This window comes from Dyadobacter tibetensis Y620-1, from assembly GCF_000566685.1.
Taxonomy (GTDB): domain Bacteria; phylum Bacteroidota; class Bacteroidia; order Cytophagales; family Spirosomataceae; genus Dyadobacter; species Dyadobacter tibetensis.
The window spans coordinates 17,898-39,196 of record NZ_AZQN01000007.1; the positions used below are offsets into that span (position 1 = coordinate 17,898).

The following is a 21,299-nucleotide window of genomic DNA, read 5'->3' on the forward strand; positions in this document are numbered from 1 at the left end:
ACATGGAAAGATTCAGCAGTCCTGGCATGTACCTTATAATTTTATCAAACGATCCGGATTTATTATCCCAACCCTTACTCTTATCCCTCATCCTAAATAAAATATTCCGTGAAACCCCTTCCACATCACCGCCAAGGGAAAATGATTGTCATATTCATAAACATGCCCCTTTATTCTAGGAAACGGCATCCCGATATCGGAAGTGACGATGATCATGGTATTGTCCAGCTCTCCTTTTTTCTCTAATATATCTAGAATTCTGTCCAGATTCTGATTGAAATATTCTTCTTCACAAGCATAATCTAACCTGTCATTTCATACAGGGTATTCCGGTCATTTTTATAGATTAATTAATATTTCAAGGCAGCATTCGGAGGTAAGGGCACGGCATTGCTTTGCCTCCAGTGGACCAGATCGGCCAATAACCGTTTGGTAAGCAATGGCTCTTTCGTCACCAAATTGTCCGATTCCAGAGGGTCCTGAGCCAAATCGTAGAGCTCCAGCTCCCCACTGGCCAAAAACTGAATAAGCTTATAGGGACCACTTCGTATTACCGAGCAGGTGCCATGCTTATATTGACTGGCCAAGTGCCAATAAATATTTCTTTTTTGTAGTTTACGATCATCCTTTTTAAACAAGGAGGTCAAGGAATGACCATCCAGCGGGCCTGTATAATTGTCAACACCGGCTAGTTCCAGGAATGTAGGGTAATAATCGAGCACTGTAATAGGCACCTGGCTCCTACGGGGCTCCACTTGGCCTGGCCAGTTGATCAGCGCCGGAACCCGAATGCCTCCTTCGTAGATATACCCCTTCGAGCCGCGCATCAAATCGTTGCTACTCTGACCACCGTTATAGCCATTATCGGAAGTGAGAATGATGACGCTATTCTGGCGGAGGCCTTCGGCGTCAAGAAAATCGAGGATCCGTTGTAAGTTTTGATCTACCGATTCGACCATCGTAGCGTAAGCGGCCATTTCCTTTCGCCGTGGGCCAAGTCCTTGTCCGGTCACCGCATCCCCCTCTTTTCCCATATACTTATCCATCAGCGTTTGGCTACGGCTGGTTACAGGTCTGTGAACGGCATAGTAATGCAGGTTGACGAAGAAGGAGGAATCTTTATGCTCTTCCATAAATTCCAAGGCTTCGTCAGTCAGCCGATCGGTTAGCCAGGAATCGGTGGGCTTAGGCTCGATAAATGGATTACTAAATGGGGCGTGGTAGCCCATGGTTTCACTCTTATATCCACCGGCTTCGAGGGCAGGATCACCCCGATAGGTTCCCCCTACGTTCTTCACAAATCCCCGACCTTCAGGATAATATTCCTGAATGGCCTTGGACTTATGGGCAGCTACCCAGCTAAAATCGCCAGGTTGAGGTTGTGTTAGCTTTTCCTTAAGGGGGAACTTCATGTGTAACTCATGAAGTGGGTCGGGGCCCACAATATGCCACTTGCCCAGATGAATGGCCTGGTAGCCAGCCTCGGCCAGGGGCACCGAAAAAAGAGTATGCTTCTTTTCGACCGTCCAGCGAGAAAAAATATTCTCTTGGTCGGTTCCTGTTTCTAAGACGGGGACGGTATACACACCGGTCCTAAAGGACTGCTTTCCGGTAAAGAAGGCCGTTCGAGAAGGAGAGCAGGTCGGATACATATAGGCATTTTCCAGCACTAGGCTTTGCTTGGCGAGGGCATCCATAGTTGGAGTTTCGAACCATTTGGAACCATTAAAACCCACGTCGGCATATCCCAGGTCATCGACTAGTATAAATATTATATTGGGCTTCTTGGGCCTTTTTTCCGCATGCAGCAGGGAAGGGCAGCTTACCATGAACAGCCCCACTAAAATGCTTTTAAGATGGATTGGTTTCATTCTCACTAAAAAATTCATTTCTAAAAAAGAACACGCACATTACTTTAGTTTAATATTATATTTCAATACTCCTATACTTCATATTTGGATAGCGACATTAAAGGTAGAGCCAAGGTCTCATTTATTTGTACCTCCACGTACTTCCTTTGTAGTCCCCAGTAAACAATCCTTTAAATGAGTTAATTCGAAATATCTACTCCCCTATTTCCTATCTGACTCTCATACCCGTCCTAACAGATCACCTATACTATTTGAGAAGATAAATACGTAAAACAACATCTTGAGGACAATGGAATACGCTGTGTGTTTATATTGTTTAGAGTTTTGTGGCCGTACCTATTCTTAAACCTATACTGTTGAAACGTATTTGCTTCGATAGTATTGGAATACACTTGTCCATCGTCTTCTGCCAGATAAGCCTTTAAATACAGTATTATATTGTCATCCTTAACACCTATGAACAAGCTCACCCTAATTTTTAAAGTCTTCGGTTTATTGATCTTTCTCATTTTAGCCGGCACCTCATCCCTGGCTCAGCCCAACAGAAAACCCAATATCATCTAAATATTAGCCGACGATCTCGGTTATGGTGATTTGAGCTGTTATGGACAACAAAAATTCAGCACCCCCAACATCGACAAGCTGGCGAAGCAAGGTATCCGATTTACCAAATACTATAGCGGGTCCTCGGTATGTGCCCCTTCCCGGTCATCTCTGATGACAGGCCAACATATCAATCCTGAAAATAGGATAACCAGATTTTCCTTGTAATTCTCAGTATGTCGTTATAATTTTACCGATAGTATTTCGAATCGTTTCAAACGATACCAACCGGGTGTAGGCACCACGGTGGTAAAATAATACGGGTTTCAACCAAAAAAAACGTATCATCATCGCTTTCGTATCGAAATACAAATTCATTTATCTCTAACCATTTAAATTGTATTTGTATGTCCTTTTCCGATCAAAATTCTTTGACCCGGTTCTTCTCATCCCGCTTTCGCAAGGCCAGTGACCTTGAACTGATAGCGGACTTAAATCAGGAAATTCAATTAAAATCAAGTACCAGAGCGCGGGCAACCTACCTTCAGGAATTACAAAGAGAAATAAAAAGAAGGGGATGGGACTATAATTCGCTGACTGAAGGAGCTCGCCCCTATGCTCCACATCGAAATCAAGGATAGACCTTCACTACAACCATTTCTTGTAAGACTCCCCGCAGTATTTCTAATAAGGAATGGGTAATATTATAATGGTGCAGGGTGTATCGGCAATGGTCCGATACACCCTTTCATTTTGCCATTGATCTATCATAACAAAATCTTTGACATCCTCTTATTTCTCCCAAAATGCAGCAGGTAATATACAAGGATACCAGAAGTAGGAAGCTTCTATAATGGTCATATTGCCAATACTTTTAGTCTATTATTAAAATTATTTTAATCTTTTTTTAGCCCGTAATAATTACATTTTACCATTTTACCTTGACCGAAGCATCAAAGGCCTTCTCAGACTCCAAAAATGCATTTGCAACCGGTTGAAAATTTTTCGCTTCATTTTGAGGTACGTACACATGCGTCCTTATCCTCTTCAACCAATTTCGGATAAAATCCTATTTTACTATCCACGGTATATAGAATTACTTAGCAATCCATTACTCCTCCATCATTAGAATAAAACCTGGCTCAACTTTATATTAATTATAATATTCAATGATTTCTTTATAACGTACTAATCCAGATGCCTATGATAAAATATTAAAGAGTCATAATTTTCAATAACTATTCCTAAAAAACAGACGTATGAACAAAAGACTTCTACCACACACCTCAACGGTGTTGTACAGTGGTACCAGTAAAGTACTACTCTTTTCATTCTATTTATTATTCGTTTTACTGACAAAAGATGCTAATTCTTCAGGTTCTTATGCCGATAAAACCATCAGCGGTCGTGTAACCGACCCCGGAGACGATTCCGGGATTCCGGGAGTAACGGTATTGGTAAAAGGAACTACTCTTGGTGTCAATACCGATGCAGAAGGAAAGTATAGAATCACAGTACCCTCCAATCGAGACACCCTAATATTTTCTGCTGTCGGATATATTACACAGGAAGTAGTAATGGGCAACAAATCGGTGATCGATATCCAGCTACAAACCGACGAGAAGGCTCTGGATGAGGTGGTCGTGGTAGGATTCGGAACTATCAAAAAAGATGCCGTGGTTGGCGCCATGACTTCTGTCAAGCCTGGGGATCTAAAGGTTCCTGCCAGCAATCTTACCACTGCCTTGGCGGGCCGGGTTTCAGGTTTGATTTCATATCAAACTTCAGGAGAACCCGGAGCAAATAATGCCCAATTTTTTGTCCGTGGTGTGGCTTCCTTTAATAATCAGAATGGCCCCTTAATCCTGATTGACAATGTAGAGCTTACCGTGGACGACCTGGCACGCCTTCAGCCTGACGATATAGAGAGCTTTTCCGTGTTGAAAGACCCCACGACTACGGCAATCTATGGTGCACGAGGTGCAAATGGTGTAATATTAGTGAGCACCAAGTCGGGCAATAATGGTCCGGCGGTGGTAAGTGTACGGGTTGAAAATTCGATCAGCTCACCAGTTTCCCTCATCAAGATGGCCGACCCTATTACCTATATGCGGCTTCAGAACGAGGCCGAGAGGACTCGAGGGCGATTTGCTACCTATACAGAGGAGAAAATCAAGGGCACGGAAAGGGAATTAAATCCTAATGCCTACCCAGCCGTCGACTGGTACAAACTGCTGTTTAGAGAAGCTACCACACAACAACGTTTCAATATGAACGTCAGAGGTGGAGGGGTGAAAGCGAGATATTATGTGGCTGGATCCTACACACATGATAATGGGCTCATCCGGTCGGACCCTAACAACCCATTTCAGAGCAATATCAACCTTGACCGGTTCCTTCTACGGGCCAATGTAAATATAGACCTAACCCCCAAGACGGAGATGATTGTTCGTCTTCATTCTACTCTGGACAACCTTAAAGGACCTCTGCAGGGGGGGAATGCCATGTATAATGCGGCGGTACGAACGAGTCCCGTTCGATTTGCCCCGGTTATTACTCCTACGAGTAATTTAATTGGGGTTCCCCATATTACTTTCGGGAATGATTATGGACCCAGAGGATCGACCACCTCGGCCAACGAAGCCGCCTGGTTTAATCCATATGCGGAGCTGCAAAGAGGGTATCGCGATACCAGAAGACAACTGTCCCTGGTGCAGCTTGAGCTCAACCAAAAACTGGATGACATTACCAAAGGTCTGAATCTACGCTTTCTGGGCAATGCCAATACAACCTCCTATTTTGAGAATCGACGCTCCTACATACCATATTTCTATCGGGTGCAAAACTACGACCAGCTAAACGACACTTATAGCATGGTCAGAACCAAAGCCGGTTTGGAGGCATTACAACTAGAGCCCGGATATCGCGAAAACTCTTCTGTATTCTATGCTCAAACGGCTATTGACTATGTCCGATCCTTCAATAAGCATAATACGCAAGGGTTAATTGTGGCCCTTGCACAAGAATTTTTGAATGCGAATGCAAGCACTGTGTCGGCCTCACTACCCAGTCGAAACCTGGGTATATCCGGTCGTTTCAATTATGACTATAACAATACCTACTTCGCTGAAGTCAATTTCGGTTATAATGGTTCGGAACGCTTTGCCAGGAACAACAGGTGGGGTTTTTTCCCATCCTTTGGTGTAGGATGGTTGGTATCGAACGAAAAATTCTTTACAGATCTGGGCACAAAAATCAGCCGACTGAAGTTTAGAACCTCCTTCGGCTGGGTTGGGAACGATAAAATAGGTAGTTCTGCAGCCAGCGACAGATTTTTTTATCTCTCTGAAGTAAATCTGGCATCCGGGCAGGCAGGATCTGTATTTGGAAAACGCTTTGAAAAAAACATCAATGGGGTTTCTATTTCGAGGTACGCCAATGCAAAAGTAACTTGGGAAAGAGCACGTAAAATGAACGTCGGTATGGACCTTAATCTGCTGGAGGATGCCATTCAGCTCAGGGTAGATTATTTCAATGAAACCAGATCGAGTATACTTCAAACACGATCCGACATACCTTCCACCCTTGGACTTCAGGCTCTCCTTAAAAGCAATGTAGGATCTGTAGAGGCTTGGGGGGTAGACGGCTCCCTGGACATCAACCATAGTTTTGCTAACCAACTCTGGTTAACGGCTAGGGGCACTTACACCTTTTCGGACAATCGATATAAAATATTTGAAGAGCCCAATTATGCGGCGATCGGTGCTCCATGGGTATCTAATATTGGTAATAATGTCAATGTTCAAAAAGGCTTTATTGCGGAACGGCTTTTTGTAGATGATGAAGAAGCGCGGAATTCTCCTCAGCAATTTGGAACCCCGGGGCTCGATTATGGAGGCGGAGATATCAAATATAAGGACTTAAATAAAGACGGAGCTATCACCTCCCTTGATCGGGTCCCGATTGGCAAACCTACGGTTCCCAAGGTCACTTATGGTTTCGGTGCGTCAATGGGGTATAAGAAAATAGATTTTAATGTCTTTTTTCAAGGCCTAGCGGAAACATCTTTTTCCATAGATCCTCATCGTACCGGCCCCTTTGTAAATAGTATTACGGGGAGTCTCTCCAATGATCCGCTTACCCTCTCATCTGCCAACGGATTGCTTTCGGAAAATGGCCTCATTCAAGCATATGCTGATGATCACTGGTCGGAAGAGAACCCGAATATCTATGCCCTCTGGCCCCGCCTCTCCACTACGGTGAATGTCAATAATAATCAGAATAGCACCTGGTGGATCCGTGACGGCTCGTTTATTCGTCTCAAGCAACTGGAGGTGGGTTATACAGCCATCAAAAACACCAGAAAATGGGGTATGTCCAATCTTCGTGTTTATCTCACGGGAACTAACCTCCTGACCTGGTCTACATTTAAAATGTGGGACCCGGAGCTGGGTGGAAATGGCTTCAATTACCCACTTCAAAAGGTGTTTAATTTAGGAATTCAAGTTGGATTTTAATCTCGATAATTATGTTTAACAGATATAAAACAGTATTTCTCGCCCTACTAATAAGTCTGACGGGCGGATCCTGCGGAAAATTCCTGGATGTAGTGCCCAGCAATATTGCCGTCATCGAAGAGGCCTTCGAAACCAGAGACAACGCTGAACGCTTTTTGGCGACACTATACAATTATTTACCCCCGTTCGTATCGGATTTGAACCCTGCATTTACAGCCAGTGACGAGATTGCTGTAAATGAAAATATCTCCAGAAACTGGGCAGGCCACATACTTTCACGAGGTGGCCAAAATAAGGTCGCCCCTTTATTAGGATACTGGGGTAACACAGGGAGTGTCAGTAATTTATTTATAGCGCTTCGGGATTGCAATATTTTCCTGGAAAATGTAGACAAGCCTTTTGACATATTGCCCAGCGAACAGGAACGATGGACGGCCGAAGCAAAAATATTAAAGGCCTATTTCCATTTCTATCTGATGCGTATGTATGGGCCAATACCCATCATTCGTCGAAATATTGAGGTAAGTGAAGGGCTGGAGGCAGTTCGGGTATCCAGAGACCCGGTAGATCAGGTTACAGACTATATCATTTCATTACTAGACGAGGCTATAGAAAACCCCGAACTACCCCTTACCATCACGGATGTCGGAGCCGAACTAGGCCGACTTACCAAGGTGGCAGCCTATGCTTTAAAAGCCAGAGTTCTCGTTACGGCCGCCAGTCCGATGTTTAATGGAAATACCGATTATGCGGCCTTCACCAATAAGGATGGGACTCAGCTGTTTTCAACTGCTTATGATGAATCCAAATGGACCAAGGCCGCTGAGGCCTGTAAGCAGGCTATCGAAATAGCAGAGGGTAATGGCCACCATCTTTTTCGGTTCGACAAAAATGAAATGCCGGGTTCTAGTGACTCTACCTATACCAAATTAACGGTGCGAGGGGCACTCACAGAGCCTTGGAATAACGAATTGCTCTGGGGAGGGTCTAACAGCACCTTCACTCCAGGATTTCAGGGGCGTGCCCAAGCAAAAATAAACCCTTTGCTGACGGCAGAAAGCCGTGAAAGTACCAGCTCTTACTGGTCGCCCCCCCTTCGCATTGCCGAAATGTTTTACTCCAGCCATGGGGTACCTATTTCGGAAGACAAAACCTACAATTATGCTAACCGGTATCAGACCAGTACAGCAAAGGAAGATCATAAACATTATATTAAAGAAGGGAAGATCACGGCCAATCTTAACTATAATCGGGAACCTCGTTTCTACGGTTTCTTAGGCTTTGATAACGGCATCTGGGAAGGTCATGGTCAAACAGAAAAAAATTCATTTTTCGTGGAAGCCAAAAAGGGTCAGAGAGCAGGTATACTAGATGCTACACGCTATTCTCTGTCAGGTTATTTTACAAAAAAACTGGTGCATTATGAGGCGGTACAAAGTGCTCCTAATAGCGGCTATTCCGCTGAGCGCTATCCCTTTCCTATTATCCGCCTTGCCGACCTGTATCTGCTCTATGCAGAATCGCTTAACGAAATTGGTCAGACGGCAGAGGCTCATGTATGGATTGATAAGATCAGGGAGCGGGCAGGCTTAAAAGGCGTTGTGGATTCATGGAGAGATTTTTCCATCTCCAGCGCAAAACCCTTAAATAAAGAGGGATTGCGCGAGATAATTCATCAGGAGCGCATGATAGAACTATGTTTTGAAGGTCAACGGTTTTGGGATTTGCGCAGATGGAAAAAGGCAGAGGCCCTGATGAACTCAACGATCAGGGGATGGAATATACAGGGTGAAGACACGGAAAGTTATTATAATATAATCGTGTCGGGCCGGTATCAATTTTCAAGCAGGGACTATCTCTGGCCATTGTCCGAATCGGATATCCTTGCCAACCCTAATCTGGTTCAAAATCCTGGCTGGTAAATCATTAAACGATCAAGCATTATGAAACTATATGAAAATCTTAAGCGAATTTCTACGCTTTTAATGGTCGCCATGCTGCTCGCCTGCGGCGAAGAAAACAGCAGAGGTCCAATAGAAAAAGACAATACTCCCCCAGCCCCGGTTTCGGAGGTTTTGGTAAAAAACACCCCGGGAGGGGCAGAACTGGTGTATGTACTGCCCTCAGATCCAGATCTTTTGCGTGTTGAAGCGAGCTTTGTACGTGGAGATATCAAGATCACCAAAACCTCCTCGGTCTATAAGAATATGATAAGTCTGGATGGTCTAAAATCGGGTCAGCAACTGGAGGTTACGCTTACTACAGTCGATCGAAGTAACAACCATTCACAACCCGTTGTGGTGACGGTGAGTCCTCTGAAAGCCCCCATTGATGAACTTTACGATAGTTTTACCTTAAAAGAGGATTTTGGTGGAGTGAGGCTATCCTACGACAATAAGAACCAGGTTCAAGTAGAGCTTCAGATCCTAAAGAAGAATGGGCAGTCAGGTTTGTATGAATACCAGTCTTCTGCCTTTATTTCTAATAATCAGCGCTCTGGCTACAGCTTCCGGGGTTTTGATCCCACGGAAGCAGAATTTGCAGCAGTGGCCATCGATCGATGGAATAATATTAGCGATACCATCTACGCCAAAGTTACGCCCATCAAGGAGCAACTGTTGGATATTCAAAAGTTCAAGAAAGTAGTTCCCGCTATTCCCAACGACTCTAAAGACGCCTTTGGATGGGTTATTGAGAACCTTTGGAATAATAATGTGAATGGCTCCGGCTTCCATACCAGCCAAACGGACGCCGGCGCATTGATAGTACCATATACCGAACCATATCCTGCTTTTTCCTTTGATCTGGGCGTTACGGCTAATATCAGTAGAATAAAATTCTGGCAAAGACAAGGTACCTGGATTTTTGCGCATGGGAATCCCCGCTATTTTGAAATTTGGGGTATCGATAAAATACCGGATAATTACGATGGAACCTCCATGATCGGATGGACCAAACTCGTCGAAGATGGCGAAGTACTAAAACCATCGGGAGCTCCTTTAGGACAAAATAGTGCCGATGACGTAGCTCAGGCTGCTGCAGGGGAGGAATTTGAAAGCATCGACCCTTCCAAACCTATCAGATACATTCGGGTCATCAATAAGAAAAATTGGTCGGGTGCCAAATTCCTTCATTTGATGGAAATTAATTTATGGGGTAAAGTCATTGAATAGACTTCTTCAGTCATATCTAAAATTTACAAACATGATCTATAAACTAATTTTAAAATTGACGGGATCTGCCGTGCTGCTGATATTTATGGCGGCATGTACCTCACTAGAAAATACTTTTAGTGAATTCAGCAAGGTTCCAGAAGCCACCTATGTAGGCACAGCCGATACCATTATTACCCAATCAGGCAAGGAAAAAGTTCGCTTTTCTATCGTCTACAACGCTGATCCTAAGATAGCTAAAGGTAGTCTCCGTATCCTAAATAACACCTTGTCTCATCAGTTTGTCATCAATAGGCAACATAGCGGTAAAGACACGGCACGAGTGGACTTGGATCTGCAGGAGGGCACCTATCGATTTATAGCTACCTTAATGGATAACCATGGCAATATGTCTCTGGAAAAATCACTCCTGGTAACCGTTTTAGGGGATAGTTATATCAAAACTTTATTATCCAGAGAGATCAGCTCCGTTCAATTTCAAAAATCAGGGGAGCCTGGGAAAAGTGGTGCTCTAGTAAATTTTGGAAAAAGCCATGATGGCTTACAGGACGTACGCATCAAGTACACGGATTCAAAAGGAAAGCCTAAGGAGGTGATGTTAGGAAAATTCAATTCCAGTATCTTGATTACAGATTTTGAAGTAGGTGGAAGGTTAGTAGCCGAAACTATTTATGCACCCATCAATCCCTTTTACGAGTTTAAGCCACTTATATCTTCGGAAGGAGTATTTCCGGTCTGCAGCCAACTGGCTGAGGTGACGTCTACAAGGCCTGTATTAGACTTTGGGGTTACCAGTAAAGTAATAAGTAAAATCAACACGGCTCAGATCACGTCGACCGACTGTGTAATTGACAAGGTAAGTCTGTCTACATCGGCTCCATTCGGTCTTAGCACGTCGGAAAAGGGACCTTTTACCACCAGTATAACCTTAGATACAAGCGTGGTTAATAAGCCAATCTATGTGTCTTTCGCTCCAGTATCGGGCTCGGCCAAAACGTATGAGGGGGCAGTAACGGTTAGTGCCAAAAATGTGATGGATGTAACACTAATTACCTTAAAAGGAGTGGAAGAATAAGCCAGACGTCCTGTTCACGCAGTAGTTGGTCAGATTTAAGTTAGAAGGCCTGCCACCCCCTAAGGGAATAAGGGCAGGCCTTTTCCTATTTACTAAACTCTTATACTAATACTAGTCATTGGTATCCTTGCTTATTTTTTCATCGGCCTCTGCTTGTTCTTCCGCATCTGCCTCAGGCTCTTCCTGCTCCAAATGCGCAGCGGGCTCGTATTGCAAGGTAATCACGATTGGAAAGTGGTCAGAATTAAAATTGATTCCCCTGATCAGTTTAATTAATTTAAAATCTGTAGAACAGAACACATGATCCAGAGGAAATCGCAGTAAGAACATTTTGGCATGAAAGGTATTGAAAAATCCCCTCCCTACCCTGGGGTCAAGAAGTCCACTGATTTTAGTGAATAAATGAGTGGTATGAGACCAGGCCACATCGTTCAGGTCACCGATAACAATAGTGGGTTCATCTGCCTCCTTAGCCTCCTTACCAATCAGTAACAACTCTTTATCCCGTTCCGTGGATCGGACATTTTCGCCTGGAACAGGTGGCGTTGGGTGTACGCAATAGAGCCGTATAGACTCTCCAGACGGAAGCTCTACCCAAGTTTTAATGGATGGTATATCTTTCTCTACTAAAAACCGCTTTTCAGTATCTCTCAGTTTATACCTTGAATAAAATAGCATACCGTATGTATTTTCCTGAGGAATCAGCATAGAGTAAGGGTATTTTTCCTTTAATACCTCCGTCCCTTGTTTCCAGAATTCATTGGTCTCTAATAAAAGGAGGATGTCGGGATCATATTTTTCTAACATGTGCAAACATCCTGCAACATCAGTATTATCCTGAAATACATTGGAAGATACGATCCGCACCTGGTTTTTAGGATCGGACCTCTCCGCTCTTTTTATAACCGTATTGGCAAATATGGTAAATGGGAAAATCTGATAGATCAGATAGCAGGCATTGAGTAATAAGGCTCCAAATAAAAGGTGATCAAAACTGGTCTCCAAAAAATAATAACCAAAAATACTCACCAAAATAACATTCAAAGTCAGCTTCTGAATCCGAGGGTATTCAAATACCCTGAAAGTCCAGTAATCACTTCTGATCATCGGCATCAAGGTGATCAGGAGCACCACTACGCCCAATGTTTCTAAACAAATTTTTAGTATATACATCCAATAGAATTCCTTACTTGTTCATATTTTTTATAGAATAACACTAAATATTTTACTAGCGCTAACTCAAACTCTTAAAAAGTTGTTCAAGGTAGCATATTTGGAGCACAGGTTGTCCAAGGTACCCCAAATTTAACTGGTGAAAAATGTCTTAGAATAGTGTGCCTAAACACTTAGGTGACCTTATACAACTTATGCAAGGGCATAAATGTATGCAACGAATACCTATCCGAGCTAAGAATATGCTTATATTGTGAAGTTAATCCTTTCCCCGTTCAGTCCATTTTTCTAATGTCAGAGATACACTATTTGAATAGAATATTTAGTCCGGAAGATTTTACTACTTCCGAATTGAAAACTATATTATCAAAGTTCACTAGTGTTCAGTTTACTAAAAATTCATATTTCCTCCAGGAGGGCATCATAGAAAACCATTATTGGTTTATAGAGAAAGGTTTTGCCCGAGCCTATGCTACCGATCCGGAAGGAAGAGATATCACCACTCATTTCTTTACCCCGGGAGACATCGTTATTGACTGGCCATCAATTTTCCTAAGAAGCCCTACCCGGGAAAATATACAGGCACTCACGGATTGCTATTGCTGGCAAATTGACTATGAATCATTCCAGGAACTTTTTCACAGCATAAGAAATTTTCGGGAGCACGGCAGAAGCATTTTGGTATCCAGTTATTTCAGTCTAAAAAAACAGCGTGTCTCTATGATTTCAGACCAAGCCAGGGAAAGATATTTAAATATGCTTCACGAAAAGCCTGAACTAATTCAAAACGTTTCTCTAAAATATATAGCTACCTATTTGGGGATTACCGATACCTCCTTAAGCCGAATAAGGAAGGAAATTTCCGAGTGAAATGATTTTCTTGTCATAGGACAATTTTTTTATACGTCGGGCCTTTTAGTTTTGTCATTCACTATAACTATCAGGTATGAAATCTATTTTTGATCCCGAAACCCGTAAGGCTATCCTCGCCAGAATAAGCAATATTAGTGAACATGATACGGCCCTCTGGGGGAAAATGACACCATATCAAATGGTCAGACATTGCTATCTGACGGATGAAATGACCCAGGGGCACAGACAATACAAGCGCCTTCTGATAGGAAGGCTGTTCGGATCCTTGGCCCTTAAACAGATTCTGAAAGATGATCGGCCTATTTCAAAAAATCAGCCTACGCATCCTCAAATGAAAATAACCGATATGGGCGATCTGGAAACTGAGCGAAACAAATGGCTTGCCCTTATTGAGGACTACGCTCATTTTGAAAGGACAGAAATGATACATCCTTTTTTTGGCAAATTAAACAAGGATCAAATCGGAAGATTAGTCTTTAAGCATACCGATCATCATTTACGTCAATTCGGCAAGTAATTATGGAACTTAAGACTCCGGTGCTTTTTCTCGCAATTAGCCTTCTTGCTATCGTTCTGTTCTACCTGGCTTCGGGTCGAAAAAGATGGGTGCTAACGGGTAGCTTCATCTGGCTAACCGTCATTGGTCTATTAGCCTATTTCAGGGTTTTTATAGATACCAGCATACCACCTAGGATACTAATAGTAATCCTGACAGCTTTTATATTAGGCATATTCACATATAGAAAACTGGAGCTAAGCACCATGAGCCTGCCCTTCCTTATGGCCATTCACGGGCTACGTTTGCCAGTAGAAATCGTGTTACTTCAACTATATCACCAAGGACTTGTCCCCGAGGTGATGACCTTTCAAGGATGGAATTTTGATATTTTCATAGGTATTACCGGTCTATTATGGCTCCTGTTCCATGGAAGAATCAACATTTTGAACCATCCCATGCTTCTGCTAATATGGAATGTTCTGGGTTTTTGCATGTTAACGATCATAGTTCTTCTGGCCATTCTCACTTCTCCTCTTCCTTTTCAGGTCCTGGCCTTCGATCAGCCCAACAGAGCCGTGCTACAATTTCCTTATACCTTTCTACCCGCTTTTATTGTCCCCCTTGTTTATCTTGCTCATATATTAGAGATAAATAGATTAACAAAATATTTCCTTGCAAACACGTTTCTAGAAAAAAAATCCCTTTTCGGGGGAGTCACTTCTTCTAAGCTCAACATTACTGATAATTCGTCATTTGAATAATTTAAAGATATTATCCAAGAAAATCAATAATTGATAGCACGATTTTAATAACTTTTAAAACTATTTGCGGCCTCCCCCCTCTTCAATTTACCTGTTAGTACGAGTAAGGTACTGATACGTAAATTAAGAATTGATGAAGCATCATAAAGGAACCGGCTTTTTAGCTCTATTGCAGCGCTATATTGGCAATTCTACTACTTCCCAGGAAAAAAAGGCAATGGATATATGGTACGATTCCCTGGGAGATCCGTCGGAAAATATGCCAACCTCTGAAGAAAAGTCTGTGATAGAGAAGCGGATATGGGGAAACGTAGAAAAGTTAACCACAGATCGTAACCCGCTGCCTGCAAGTCGTCCTGTGAGCTATTGGAATCATGGCATCTTCCGGATTGGATTAGCAGCTTCTGTAATTCTGACGCTAGGATTTATATATTTCTTTACCGAATTAGGTCGAACCAGCAGCTTCCCCGCTGAGGTTATTTCTAAAGAAGAGATAGAATCCCTGGAGAAAGTCATCAATGATGGTTCAGCGCCGAAGACAGTAAATTTAGCTGATGGAAGTAGCGTTGTCTTAGATGCGGATGCCACCTTATATTTCCCCAAGACATTCCACGAATCGCATCGGACCGTTTATCTGGATGGTGATGGATTTTTCGACATTGCCAAAGACCCACAGAAACCGTTTTTAGTATACAGTGGGGATATCGTAACAAAGGTCCTGGGCACCAGTTTTACTATTCACCGGGATAAGGAATCAGGCAAGATGGAGGTGGCCGTGATTACCGGAAAAGTTATTGTAGAAAAATCAAATAAGAGCAGTAAATACTTCGAATCTAAAGATGAGGGATTTACGCTACGACCTAACGAAAAAGTATCCTATCTCCCCGAAAAACAGGAATATGTTACCGGATTGGTAGACAAACCCGTGTTGATCGAAAAAAGTGAAGGTTTCATAGCGCCTAGTGCATTTATTTTTGACGATACGGCCCTATCAACGATTTTGGGTAAGCTGGAAAGGGCTTACGGAGTGGAGATTCAAGTACAGAATAAAGCGATCATGAACTGCACGGTTACAGCGGATTTAGGAACTGACGACCTGTTCTCCCAACTCGATATACTCAATGCACTTCTAAATGCAGAATCAACCGTAACCGGAAAAGTGATCGTCATACGTGGCGGAGAGTGTAAGCCTTTTATTAATAAGAACCGTATGCCTATGTAAATACAAATTTTGCTACCAAAAAAACCGAAGATGTTACAGCATCTCCGGTTCAAATCAGCCCAAAAACCAGTTATCAAAAGGGTCCTTCATCTCTCACAATGAAGCCGGGCTCCTATTGTTGAACCTTTCGAAATCCAACTAAGACAAAACAATGAAAAAACCTAGACAATTCATAGCACCACTTGGTACTATTATGAAACTTTCATTTATTCAATTGATGTTGGCAGCCATTGCCAGTACCTCCTCCTTCGGCTATGAGGTGCGTGCGCAGGAGCTTTTAAATCAAAAAGTTAATTTATCTGTCCAACAGAAAGATATTAAAACCGTACTGGGAATATTAGAGGCCAAATCGAACATTAAATTCGTATACAGCCCCAAGTCTCTCCCGGTAGAGCGTCTGGTTACCCTTTCGCTTCAGAATAAAACCGTGGCCGAAGCCTTGGAGGAGCTTTTTCAACCCGACCAAATTACGACCAAACTGGTAAAGGATCGGATTGTGCTAAAACTAGCTAATGATGCGGAAACCGGTATGACACATCAAGCTCCAGCGTCGTATCAGTGGACCATCACGGGCAAGGTTACAGACGAAAAACAAGAGGCCCTGCCCGGTGTTAATATAGCCATAAAAGGCACCAATAAAGGAACTTCCACAGGCACAGATGGTAGCTACTCCCTTCAGATTCCGGAAGAAACTTCTGTATTGGTATTTTCGTATGTTGGATTTCTACCTACGGAAATTACTGTAACCAAGTCTGGCACAATCGATGTTGCTCTAAAAGTAGACACCAAGTCGTTGGAAGAAGTGGTGGTGGTAGGCTATGGTACCCAGAAAAAATCGACCCTTTCGGGTGCTGTTTACCAAGTTAGCGGCGATGAAGCCCTGCAAGGACGCGCTACCACTAACGCAGCAGCAGCTCTGCAGGGACAAATTCCGGGTTTAACAATCACCCGTTCCTCTTCGCGACCAGGTAATGAAGGAACAAATATATCCTTAAGAGGCGGAATTTCGGTTAATGCGGTAAGTCCCATGATCGTTATTGACGGTATCGCCTCCTACCAGTGGGAACTGTCTCAGATCAACCCTAATGACATCGAAAGCATCTCAGTACTGAAGGATGCTGCCGCATCCATTTACGGAACCCGTGCCGCTGGCGGGGTGATATTGGTCACCACCAAAAGAGGAGAAACGGGCAAGGTACAGGTAAAGTATACAGGCAGTGCGCATTTGAACTACATCGGCAACCGATTCCCTGTGGCCTCCGGCCAGGAATGGGCATTAATGAATATCGAAGCGAATAAGAACGATGCCATAGCCTCTGGAAGCCAGAACAACTGGTGGCTTTTCACAGAGGAAGAATATAGACGTCTGGCCAATAATGAGGCATTTTGGAGAAATGATGGCAAACTACGGTTAGACCCAACCGCTAATCAGTTTGATGCCGTGTATGGCAACACCTGGGGCCAAAACCATAACCTAAGTTTCTCTGGAGGAACAGACAAAATCCGAACCTATACTTCCCTTGGTTTTGCTAATGACCGCTCCTTGATCGATGTGGTATATGATGGCACAAAGAAGTACAATTTTAGAACGAACCTGGATTATACAGTCAATAAATTCCTAAAAGCGGAGGCCAATCTTTCTTATGATAAGCGTAAGGTAAGCTCACCATTAAGGGGAGTAGGAGAAGGTATTCAGGATATGTTTATCTTCCCACTGTACAACCCCGCAGGTCAGTTTTATGATGCTTTCGGAACCAACAACATTCTAGCCCGCCTCATCGAGGGGGGAAGAGCCAATAATACCGAAGCGTTTTTCCGATTGGCGGGTAATGCCACTCTGGACATGGGATTTGTAAGACCGCTAAAGGGACTATCCTTCACCGCCAATGCAAATGTGAAAGAACGCAATGGTATCGATATCGATCGTAGCAATATGGTAACCATGTATGACTGGGCGGGAGAACTGGGTAAGCCAGATAATATTTTCTTTCAAACAAAACCTAATGATCAATGGGTAACCAATACGAGTAGAAGAAATCTTTATACCAGTTATGGTGCATTTGTTAACTATAACAAGTCCATTAGCCGTCACAACTTCTCATTCCTGGGAGGGGTAACCAGCGAGATCGAGCAAAGCGATGATCTCTATGCCCGCCGAGCCTATATGGCTTCCAACGATCTGGACGCTATTAATACCGGCGATGCTACCTACGATGACAACAGTGGAAACTCCAACGCCTGGGCTTTAGTCTCCTATCTCGGCCGACTCAATTACGACTTCAATGAGACCCTTTTGTTACAGGTACAGTATCGTCGTGATGGTTCTTCCAAGCTTGCCGTAGAGAATAGATGGGCCGATTTTGTGGGTGCTGAAGCTGGTTTGAGGTTAACTCAATTTAAATTCATGCAAAACCAACGGTTTATAGATAATCTTAAACTTAGAGCATCCTATGGTGAACTGGGTTCCCTATCCGGAATAGGCAATTATGATTATGTTTCGGCCATTGCCATGGGAACGACTGTATTTGGCACTACACCAAGCCAGACCCTTACGGCCAGGGTTAACGGACTTTCTTTTCGCGACAGATCCTGGGAGCGGGTAGCCTCTACCAACCTGGCAGTTGACTTCGCCCTGTTACAGAATCGCTTGAGCGGATCCTTCGATTATTTCGTACGTAAGAACAAGGGTATGCTGGTGAAATTGGTATATCCCTCCACATTAGGTACCGGTTCCCCATTTACCAATGATGGACATTTTGTAGCAAAAGGTTTCGAAGCTACCCTAAACTGGCAAGATAGAATAGGTAAAGAACTTAGGTATAATATAGGTGTAAACCTTTCCGATGCTCGTACCGAGGTAACCAAATTTAATGGTACAGTGGCTATCAATGCCGGGACCAACAGTGTGATAGAAGGGAAACCCCTCAATTCCATATATGTTTATAGAACCAACGGCTTTTTACAAAATGAAGAGGCCGTAGCTGAATACTATAAGGCAAACAGTGGCCCGGGTTCTTTTATTCCCTTGAATGGAACCACCAACCGATTAATTCCTGGTAGCGCAGCCAAAGTGGACTTGAATAATGATGGTGCCATTACTACAGACGATTTAGACTATTATGGCGACGCCAATCCCCATTATACTTTTGGGATTAATATGGGTCTGGCCTACAAAGGATTCGACTTTAATGCCTTTTTCCAAGGGGTCGGCCAACAGTACCTGGTAAGAACCGATAAGATGTCGGCTCCGTTCCGTTGGGCATGGACCAACCAAAACAGAATATATTTGGGCAACACCTGGACACCAGAACATCCGGATGCCGATTTTCCGGTTCTGACGCGCAATGGTGGACGTAACGATTGGAATTACTCTAAAGTTAACGACTATAACGTTCAGAACATATCTTACGTACGCTGCAAGTCCATGATTTTGGGCTATACCATCCCCAACCCTTTGGTGAAGAAAGTGGGTCTTGAGCGCTTAAGGTTATGGGTATCCGGTGATAATTTGTTTGAATTCCATAATGTAAAAGATGGATTCGATCCTGAGAGCCAGGCCGGATCCGGTCAAGGCAGCGTAGATGTTTACTCTCGTACTGTTTCGTTTGGGATTGATTTAGGATTTTAATTTTGTCGTAATCAAAATGATGATAAAAATGTCACATAAAAATATATTGGCGGCTCTTATCGTATTAGCTACCGCTAACGGCTGCACCGACATACTTGACCAGGCTCCTCAAGCCACGTTAACAGAAGCGGCATATTTCAAAAATGTCAACGAAATAAAGGCCGGTGCCGACTTTCTCCATACTACGGTATATGCCTGGGATGGCAATACCACCTATGCTATCAACTTCGATTTTGGCTCAGACATTAGTGCTACCGCCGGGGAAGAAGGTAGTGGGATCAATACGGCCAATACTACCGATGTATATTGGGATAAGGCCTATTCTTCTTTAAGGTTTGTCAATGTATTTCTTTCCAAAGCGGAAGACTACAAGAACAAAGATGAAATAGCTGGCTATACCGGACAGGCATATTTCTTCCGTGCATGGCATCATTTCTTCTTGCTAAAACGTTATGGTGGAGTCCCTATCGCCACAGAGGTTACCGATCCGAACTCTGAAATTATCAATGGTCCCAGGGCATCGCGTTATCAGGTAATGAATCAGATTATGGCCGACCTTGACGCGGCCATCCAACTCATGACCAAAGCTGGTGTTACAAAAGCCAGTACTGCCAACGACGGTCATGTTACTGTAGAAGCCGCCAAGGCGTTAAAGGCGCGAATAGCATTATATGAAGGCACCTGGGAGAAGTATGTTAAAACAAGTACCGATGGTGATGGGTCACAATCGGGAGCTGGATCGGCCGGATATGATGCGAATAAGTATACCGAATATCTTACCATGGCTAAATCCTTGTCTAAGGAAATCATAGATGGCAAGCAATTCTCTTTATGGAAAGGCATGGAAAAAGTAACAGCGGGGGGCGTGGCCAATGCGGATATGTACAAAAACACCAGCACCTATTATCTGTTTAACCTGGAAGATGCCGGATCCAATCCCAACGGTCTGACTAAGGTTTCTAATAACGAGGCTATTTACAGAAGTGTTTATGATTTCAATCTTCGAAGAGGAGGTGTAAATATCACCCATAGTAAACCAGCCAAGCCCACCCGTAAGCTTATGGATATGGCCTTATGTACAGATGGGCTTCCAGTGCAATACTCCCCCCTGTTTAAGGGATATGATAGCATGACCTCAGAATTTGAGAATAGGGACTATCGTATTACCGCCAATGTAATGGCTCCAACAAAATGGTATTGGGGATGGGGCTCAATTAATGCAGGAGCAATGTATAATACGGATATCACTACCCTAGCCTCTCCAACCTACCAGTACTTCCCTAACCTGAATGGAATTGGAGGATATCTAAGCAGGAAATTCTCTACAGAAAGCAATGACAGGGTGACCAATCAGGAGTCTGCTGACTATCTGCACATTCGCCTGGCAGAAATCTATTTGATTTATGCTGAGGCTACGGCGGAATTGGGCGGGGGAGAAATTTCGGATGCTGACCTGGATTACAGCATTAATGTGGTTAGAGAGCGGGCAGGAGTGGCTCCTCTTAGCCATGCCTTGATAGCGCCTTACCCTCAGCTTTCATTGCTTGGAGAAATACGCAGGGAAAGGGCCGTGGAATTTCTTGGTGAAGGACACCGTATTTCTGATCTCTGTCGCTGGGGCATCGCTCAAGAAGAAATGGCTGGCCAACCGGTCTGTGGAGTATACATTCAGTATGAAGGTGACGAAACTCAATATTCAACCGCACTCAATCCAAATACCGGCAAACCCATTTTGACTAAGGCCGCCTACGGAGCATCTAATGTTGTACAGAATACAGTAGACGTTTCCAAATATGAAGGAATTGTAGACACTAAGCCAGGAGCTGTGATAACAGAACTAGCGGCTAACCGTAGATTTTCTCTTAAAAACTACCTACAGCCCATATCTACGACTCAGATTAATCTCAATCCTAATCTAAAACAAAATCCAGGCTGGTAGGTTAAAGAAAAAACTTGCTGACCTA

General features: G+C 43.5%; 13 protein-coding genes, 1 pseudogene and 1 riboswitch. Of the genes and pseudogenes, 12 read left to right on the forward strand and 2 right to left on the reverse strand.

Features of this window, described 5'->3' with window-relative positions; all coding sequences use genetic code 11:
• Window positions 1–350: 350 nt before the first annotated feature.
• Window positions 351–1,871, reverse strand: coding sequence for a sulfatase (locus X939_RS0116730; protein WP_025764443.1), 1,521 nt, complete (start codon window positions 1,869–1,871; stop codon window positions 351–353).
• A gap of 456 nt (window positions 1,872–2,327) precedes the next feature.
• On the opposite strand from X939_RS0116730, the pseudogene X939_RS23430 reads away from it, so the two are divergent.
• The 6 genes and pseudogenes from X939_RS23430 to X939_RS0116755 form a co-directional block, all read left to right on the forward strand.
• A pseudogene (locus X939_RS23430) lies at window positions 2,328–2,603 on the forward strand (sulfatase-like hydrolase/transferase); the annotation flags it as partial.
• 65 nt (window positions 2,604–2,668) lie between these two features.
• Window positions 2,669–2,762, forward strand: a riboswitch (SAM-I-IV-variant riboswitch).
• A gap of 59 nt (window positions 2,763–2,821) precedes the next feature.
• Window positions 2,822–3,055 (forward strand): hypothetical protein, encoded by a 234-nt coding sequence (locus X939_RS0116735; RefSeq protein ID WP_025764444.1) that lies wholly within the window; start codon window positions 2,822–2,824, stop codon window positions 3,053–3,055.
• A 618-nt stretch (window positions 3,056–3,673) separates the two neighbouring features.
• Window positions 3,674–6,931, forward strand: a complete 3,258-nt coding sequence (locus X939_RS0116740; protein WP_025764445.1) for a SusC/RagA family TonB-linked outer membrane protein — start codon at window positions 3,674–3,676, stop codon at window positions 6,929–6,931.
• 11 nt (window positions 6,932–6,942) lie between these two features.
• Window positions 6,943–8,853: a RagB/SusD family nutrient uptake outer membrane protein gene (locus X939_RS0116745; RefSeq protein WP_025764446.1), complete on the forward strand. Its 1,911-nt coding sequence runs from the start codon at window positions 6,943–6,945 to the stop codon at window positions 8,851–8,853.
• A gap of 21 nt (window positions 8,854–8,874) precedes the next feature.
• Complete coding sequence (locus X939_RS0116750; RefSeq protein ID WP_025764447.1) at window positions 8,875–10,104, forward strand: DUF5000 domain-containing lipoprotein; 1,230 nt, start codon at window positions 8,875–8,877, stop codon at window positions 10,102–10,104.
• 31 nt (window positions 10,105–10,135) lie between these two features.
• Window positions 10,136–11,179, forward strand: a complete 1,044-nt coding sequence (locus tag X939_RS0116755; RefSeq protein WP_025764448.1) for a DUF4998 domain-containing protein — start codon at window positions 10,136–10,138, stop codon at window positions 11,177–11,179.
• A 111-nt stretch (window positions 11,180–11,290) separates the two neighbouring features.
• On the opposite strand, the gene X939_RS0116760 is transcribed toward X939_RS0116755, so the two are convergent.
• Window positions 11,291–12,352, reverse strand: a complete 1,062-nt coding sequence (locus tag X939_RS0116760; protein WP_025764449.1) for an endonuclease/exonuclease/phosphatase family protein — start codon at window positions 12,350–12,352, stop codon at window positions 11,291–11,293.
• A gap of 291 nt (window positions 12,353–12,643) precedes the next feature.
• Here X939_RS0116760 and X939_RS0116765 point away from each other — a divergent pair, with 291 nt between their 5' ends.
• The 6 genes from X939_RS0116765 to X939_RS0116790 all read left to right on the forward strand — a co-directional run bounded on the left by X939_RS0116765 (window position 12,644) and on the right by X939_RS0116790 (window position 21,274).
• Window positions 12,644–13,222 (forward strand): Crp/Fnr family transcriptional regulator, encoded by a 579-nt coding sequence (locus X939_RS0116765; protein WP_025764450.1) that lies wholly within the window; start codon window positions 12,644–12,646, stop codon window positions 13,220–13,222.
• A 76-nt stretch (window positions 13,223–13,298) separates the two neighbouring features.
• A complete protein-coding gene (locus tag X939_RS0116770) occupies window positions 13,299–13,742 on the forward strand; it encodes a DUF1569 domain-containing protein (protein ID WP_025764451.1) in 444 nt (147 codons plus the stop codon).
• 2 nt (window positions 13,743–13,744) lie between these two features.
• Window positions 13,745–14,485, forward strand: a complete 741-nt coding sequence (locus X939_RS22565) for a hypothetical protein (RefSeq protein ID WP_025764452.1) — start codon at window positions 13,745–13,747, stop codon at window positions 14,483–14,485.
• A gap of 133 nt (window positions 14,486–14,618) precedes the next feature.
• A complete protein-coding gene (locus X939_RS0116780) occupies window positions 14,619–15,707 on the forward strand; it encodes a FecR family protein (RefSeq protein WP_025764453.1) in 1,089 nt (362 codons plus the stop codon).
• Window positions 15,708–15,858: 151 nt separating this feature from the next.
• Window positions 15,859–19,335, forward strand: coding sequence for a TonB-dependent receptor (locus X939_RS0116785; protein WP_025764454.1), 3,477 nt, complete (start codon window positions 15,859–15,861; stop codon window positions 19,333–19,335).
• 28 nt (window positions 19,336–19,363) lie between these two features.
• Window positions 19,364–21,274 (forward strand): RagB/SusD family nutrient uptake outer membrane protein, encoded by a 1,911-nt coding sequence (locus X939_RS0116790; RefSeq protein WP_198034440.1) that lies wholly within the window; start codon window positions 19,364–19,366, stop codon window positions 21,272–21,274.
• Window positions 21,275–21,299 lie beyond the last annotated feature (25 nt).